5 protein-coding genes are annotated in these 6,362 nt (G+C 41.1%); 3 read left to right on the plus strand and 2 right to left on the minus strand.

The window, feature by feature from the left end; translation table 11 throughout:
• Positions 1-6: 6 nt before the first annotated feature.
• The 3 genes from WA352_RS18040 (at position 7) to WA352_RS18050 (ending at position 4,060) form a co-directional block, all read left to right on the plus strand.
• Positions 7-1,275 carry an OprD family outer membrane porin gene (locus WA352_RS18040; RefSeq protein ID WP_033133069.1) on the plus strand — a complete coding sequence of 423 codons (1,269 nt, stop codon included), beginning with the start codon at positions 7-9 and terminating at the stop codon, positions 1,273-1,275.
• Positions 1,276-1,551: 276 nt separating this feature from the next.
• Positions 1,552-2,838 carry an acyl-CoA dehydrogenase family protein gene (locus WA352_RS18045; protein ID WP_241345106.1) on the plus strand — a complete coding sequence of 429 codons (1,287 nt, stop codon included), beginning with the start codon at positions 1,552-1,554 and terminating at the stop codon, positions 2,836-2,838.
• Between the two features lie 22 nt (positions 2,839-2,860).
• Complete coding sequence (locus WA352_RS18050; RefSeq protein WP_033133067.1) at positions 2,861-4,060, plus strand: acyl-CoA dehydrogenase family protein; 1,200 nt, start codon at positions 2,861-2,863, stop codon at positions 4,058-4,060.
• 62 nt (positions 4,061-4,122) lie between these two features.
• Here WA352_RS18050 and gorA read toward each other — a convergent pair whose 3' ends face one another.
• Both gorA and WA352_RS18060 read right to left on the minus strand, forming a co-directional pair.
• Positions 4,123-5,475 carry a glutathione-disulfide reductase gene (gene gorA / locus WA352_RS18055; RefSeq protein ID WP_033133066.1) on the minus strand — a complete coding sequence of 451 codons (1,353 nt, stop codon included), beginning with the start codon at positions 5,473-5,475 and terminating at the stop codon, positions 4,123-4,125.
• A gap of 159 nt (positions 5,476-5,634) precedes the next feature.
• A partial coding sequence (locus tag WA352_RS18060) for an alkane 1-monooxygenase (RefSeq protein ID WP_336143518.1) occupies positions 5,635-6,362 on the minus strand: 728 nt, incomplete at its 5' end.

Below are 6,362 nucleotides of genomic sequence, written 5' to 3' on the forward strand. Positions count from 1 at the left end.
TGGATTATGAATCACGTACATAAATTTAACCCGCTATACTTAAGAGCAGCAATTTTATTCGTCATGCTTGGATTCTCCAGCCCGATAGTTGTTGCAGCTGAAAATGCCCAATCTACTCAGGAAGAGTGGAAATTCACCCTGAAAAATGCCTATATCAACCGCGACTATGACAATCAGAACCTCAAAGATACAGGCAGTTGGTCACAGGCAGCCTCGCTATTTTATACATCTCAACTACATGACACGCCGCTACAAATCGCAGATAAGCCCGTCACAATTGGTGCAGATGCTTCTGTTCAATATGCGGTACGTTTAAGTAAAGACAAGCATGTAGCCGATACCATCTTGCCATTTGATACACAAACTCAGTCACAAGCATCTGACTTTTTAAAATATGGAGCAACGTTTAAACTCGGTTATAACAAAACCTTATTAAGTATTGGTGAACTGTGGCTTGATCAGCCTGTAACTGCTGTTGATAACAGCCGCCAATTACTCGCTTCCTATTGGGGAGCCAACTTAAAATCACAACTCTCTGATCCACTCTATGCCGAAATAGGCCGAGTAACCAAAGTATCTCCTCGCAATGAAGAAGATTTTCGCAAGTTCTCCTTTACTGCCAATGGCAAAACCGAATATTCCGATGATTTAAATTATCTGGATTTACGCTATCAGTTCACCCCATCCCTTAAAGCAGAATATTACTTTGCTAATTTAGAAGACTTATACAACAAGCACTATCTAGGCTTAGATCATACATGGAAGCAATCCAACCTCTCACTAAATTCCAAGTTTAAATATTTCAATGCCAAAAATGATGGCAATAACTTTGATATTGATGCCCAAAATATTGGGATTCTTGAGATGCTCAAAGTTAAAAATCAGTCCTTTGGATTGGGTTATCAGCAGATTATGGGTGAGTCCGCCTATCCACTGCCTGACGGTTTTCTGCCTGAAACCTATTTTATTAACTGGAATGCCACAGGCTTCTTTAAAAAGAATGAAAAGTCTTATCATCTGATGTATGGCTATGATTTTAAGGACTACGTGCCTGGGCTAAATGCGATGGTGAAATATGTCTATGGTCATGATTTTAAAGCAACCAATGGTGAGAAAAATCATGAGACTGAATCCAATCTCATTCTGAACTACGCCTTTCAACAACCCTATCTCAAAGGCTTTGCACTGCAATACATCCGCATTGACTATGATGTGAAACACGGTAATGACTTTGGCGAGGACCGTTTATTCGTGAACTATAGTAAACGCTTCTAAGAAGAAATTATGATCACTGGCAGCCATTCCGATATGACCCAGTGATCATACAACGATTCAATACCATCAGCACTCTGTCAGTTTGGTCAATTTTTTTTAATTTCATTTTTTATTATTTTATACAAAACATTAAAAAACAAATAGATAAAATATCATAGTTGGTCAGATTACCCTTTATCTTTCTCCAATCGGCATGTCAAACAAGACATAGTCTTTTTCATTGGAGCATGTCAGCATAATTTTACAACCATCCTCTAGGATAAAACCATGTCGAATATGATGAATAAAGCTCAGGGATTTGGGCTATCTTTGATCACAAAAATCGCAGGAAGCGAAGTACTTGATCAACTCAAATTAAGAAAATTTGTAGAGAAATCATTATATCAAGGTTCAAAAACGGGCTTTAAAGTGCTTACAAAAACACAAAAAGCATTTAAGCCACAAGCGATCGATAAACAACGTCTCCCAAATCAGGTCAATAAAAATTTGTTTGATCTCAGTCTGACTGAAGAACAGCAAATGACCGTTGACGCGATGTCACAATTTGCTGAAGAAGTTTTATATGCTTTGGCGCATGATGCGGACCATAATGCCCAATTTCCAGAACAACTATGGCAGCACCTAGTCGATTTAGGCTTGAATTACTATGCTTTACCAGAAGCTTTAGGTGGTGTGGCAGCTGAACAAAATATTGTCAGTAATATCCTGATTGCTGAAAGTCTTGCCAAGGGAGATTTTAGTCTAACCGCTGGCCTACTGAGCCGTTTCAGTGTAATTAATGCGATTACGCGTTGGGGTTCAACCCAAGTCCAATCGATGTATTTACCTGTGTTTGCAGAAGATACTGATGTCACCGCAAGCTTTGCTTTTCAAGAAGCAACGCCAGCCTTCAATCCATTCCAGTTAAAAACCACAGCAACCGAAGCCAATGGACAATTCTATATCACTGGTGAAAAAACCTTGGTGGTTCTAGGTGATACTGCGGATGTATTCCTTGTGAGTGCAGAGTTTAATGGTCAGCCTGATATATTCGTGGTGCAATCCAATGAAAGTATCTCCATTAAAGCCAACCCTGCAATGGGATTAAAAGCAGCAGAAACAGCAACACTCCAATTCAATCAGACTCCTGCCTTACGTTTAGGTGATAGCGATTTTGATTACACCGCATTTGTTGATCTTGGCAATCTGATGTGGTGTGCCATGGCTGTTGGGACCTGTGAAGCCATCAAAGCATACTGTATCAAATATGCCAATGAACGTACTGCCTTTGGTGAACCGATCTCGCACCGCCAAAGTGTCGCCTTTATGATTGCGGATATGGCCATTGAAATCGATGCCATGCGCATGTTGGTGCTCAATGCAGCAAGTTTGGCAGAAGTTGGTAAACCGTTTCATCGAGAAGCCTATTTAGCCCGCCTGCTCTGTGCAGAAAAATCAATGAAAATCGGTACAGATGGTGTGCAGATCTTAGGTGGTCATGGCTTTACCAAAGAACATCCTGTTGAGCGCTGGTACCGCGATCTACGTGCAACTGCAGTTTTACATTCTGGCTTACATGCTTAATTGACGACCTAAGGAGAATACAATGAACTTACAAAGTCCTAAAAAATTCAAAATGATGGTCGATCAGGCACATGAAGTTGCATTGAATGTACTACGCCCAATCTCACGCAAATATGATAAAGCCGAACATGCCTATCCAAAAGAACTCGATATGCTTGCTTCGTTAATTGATGGTATGAACGAAGGCGGCGAAGGTATTAATGCTGGTGCAGCAGTGGGCAAACGAGGCGAAACTGAATCAGGCAATAAAAATGGCAATAATATGTCAACCGCACTGGGTGTAATTGAAATGTGCTATGGCGATACTGGCCTATTATTGAGTATGCCACGCCAAGGCCTTGGAAATTCTGCTATTGCCGCTGTCGCCAACGATGAGCAGTTAGAAAGCTTCAAGGGTACTTGGGCGGCTATGGCTATTACAGAACCCGGCTGTGGCTCTGATTCTGCGGCAATTCGTACCACTGCCACTAAAGATGGTGATGAATACATCCTCAACGGTGAGAAAATCTTTGTCACTTCAGGTGAGCGTGCTGACTCTGTGGTGGTTTGGGCAACTTTGGATAAAAAACTAGGTCGTGCTGCAATCAAATCTTTTGTTGTACCAAAAGGTACAGCAGGAATGAAAGTCGAACGTCTTGAGCACAAACTGGGGATTAAAGCCTCGGATACTGCCGTAATTAGCTTTATTGACTGCCGTGTTCCTGCTGCCAATTTGTTGGGTAATGCAGAAATCGATGTTGCCAAAGGCTTTGCAGGCGTGATGGAAACTTTTGATAATACCCGTCCACTGGTTGCGGCAATGGCCATTGGTTGCGCCAAAGCATCTTTGGAACGTATCAAAGAAATCTTTAAAGATCAGCTTGATGCAGACTATAAAACACCATATTTACAGACCTCAAACCTTGCTGCACAGATTTATCGCATGGAAGCTGAATGGGAAGCTGCCCGCTTGTTAACGATCAAAGCAACGTGGATGGCAGACAATAAAAAGCCAAACTCTAAAGAAGCTTCGATTGCGAAGGCAAAAGCGGGTCGCGTATGCAATGAGATCACACTGAAATGTGTCGAACTTGCTGCCAGTGTTGGTTATTCTGAGGATGAATTACTGGAAAAATGGGCACGTGACTCAAAAATTTTGGATATTTTTGAAGGTACCCAACAAATTCAGCAACTGATCATTGCCCGTCGCGAATTAGGTAAATCATCAAGTGAATTGAAGTAAGAATTTGATGAGTCAAAAAAAAGGACGTTGCAATAACGTCCTTTTTATATCCAGACCATCACTTAGCGCATGGTCACGAACTCTTCCGCCGAGGTTGGGTGAATCGCAACAGTATTATCAAAGTCTTTCTTGGTTGCTCCCATCTTCAAGGCAACAGCAAAACCTTGTAAAATCTCATCCATGCCAAAACCAATCCCGTGAATACCGACAATTTTTTCATTTTCACCCACACAGACCAGTTTCATCTTGGTTGGCTGACGATGTTGAGTAATCGCACTATACATCGCAGTAAAAGATGAGTTATACACTTTAACCGCCTCTTGACCATATTGCTCAATGGCTTCCTTTTCAGTAATCCCCACTGTTCCGATTGGAGGGTGGCTAAAGACCACAGTTGGAATATTGTTGTAATCTAAATGTTCATCTGACTTATGATTAAAGAGTCGTTCGGACAATCTTCGCCCTGCTGCAACAGCGACAGGTGTGAGCTCCATTTTCCCCGTAATGTCACCTACCGCATAAACTCCTTGCTGTGAGGTATTCTGGAATTTATCAACTTGAATATAGCCTCTCTCATCCAACTGGACATTGGCTTTCTCCAAATTCAAACTCGCAGTATTTGGCTCTCGACCCGTTGCCCAAATCAGACAATCCACTTTATGGGTTTCACCATTTTCCAAATGCAGCACAACTGTGCCATCGGCATTTTGGGTAACTTTTTGAGGAACAGCTTGGGTATGTACAGCAATACCATCTGTTTGCATCACTTCGACTAAGGTTTCACTTAAAAAAGAATCAAAGCGTCTTACAGGTAAATCCTTACGAATGAACAATCCAACCTGAGAACCCAAAGCATTCAGCACACCTGCCAATTCCACTGCAATATAGCCCGAACCAATCACAGCGGTGGTTTTTGGTAAAGCACTTAACTCAAAGAAGCCATTCGAATCTATGCCATATTCCACTCCATCTATCTTAGGTAGTGAGGGCTGTGTACCTGTTGCAATCAGGATATGATCTGCCGTAAAGCGATCACCATTAACCTCAATAGTATTTTTATCAATGAAATAAGCTGCACCTTGAATAAGATCGACTTGATTTTTGCTTAGGCTATTTTGATAAGATTGATGTATTCTATCAATATAGGCCTGCCGATTTTTGATTAAAACCTGCCAATCAAATGACTCAACTTTAGTATTAAAACCATAATCAGGACCATATTTCTGAATCGATTCAGTGACATGGGCGGCATACCACATCACTTTTTTAGGAACACAACCAACATTGACGCAAGTCCCGCCTATTTCAGATTTTTCAATTAAGGCACATTTTTTTCCATACATCGCAGCACGATTCACTGATGCAATGCCGCCACTCCCACCACCAATCGCAATATAATCATAATGTTTTGTCATCTTTGCCTCATAAACCAATTACAAGATTATTTTTAAGTTATACATAGATATACAGTAAGAATATTCAAAATCTGTACTTGGTTAAGCTTTTTATACAAGAAAATAAAAAAGGCACTGACGATTGCTCATCAGTGCCCTGCTTTGGGAAAGCAGTTCGTATTATGCTGTAGTTGCTGTCTCGCTAGAAACTTCAGTCAGCGACTGATCAACCACACCAAATTTCTTAAAGATTTTTGCACGACGTTTCGGGAAAATATTGGCTTTATTCAAGTCACCTTTATAGTGATCAAAGACGCGCTTATCCATCATTTTTGACCATAGTGGTGGAATCAAAGCTGGTAATAACATACTTGCATAACCACTTGGCAACTCAGGTGCTTCATCAAAATGACGTAAAGCTTGGAATGGACGCGTTGGGTAAGCGTGATGATCCGAATGACGTTGTAACTGATACAAGAATAAATTGGTCACAATATTATTATTGTTCCAGCTATGTTCTGGCATGGTACGCTCATACTTACCATTCTTATCCTTTTGACGTTTTAAACCATAGTGTTCGATATAGTTAATAATCTCAAACAAACTAATGCCATAGAACGCTTGAGTCGCTAAATAAGGAATGACCCCTTTACCAAACAGACCAACCATTGAACCATGAAACGCGGCACTCATGCCCCAACCTTGTAGCAATTCATTGTCCCTTGACCAGAACTCTTTGCCTTTACGTTTTAAACGCGTCGTTTCAATTTCAATTGCTGATTTGAAAGAGCCAATGACCGTACGTGGCCAAAACTCATAGAACGTTTCACCCATTTGTGAAGATGCTGGATCTTCAGGTGTCGCAGCACGTTTATGGTGACCATAAGGATGTTCAACACGGAAATGGT

The sequence above is a fragment of the Acinetobacter sp. 102 genome, from assembly GCF_037028485.1.
GTDB classification, from domain to species: Bacteria; Pseudomonadota; Gammaproteobacteria; order Pseudomonadales; family Moraxellaceae; genus Acinetobacter; species Acinetobacter higginsii.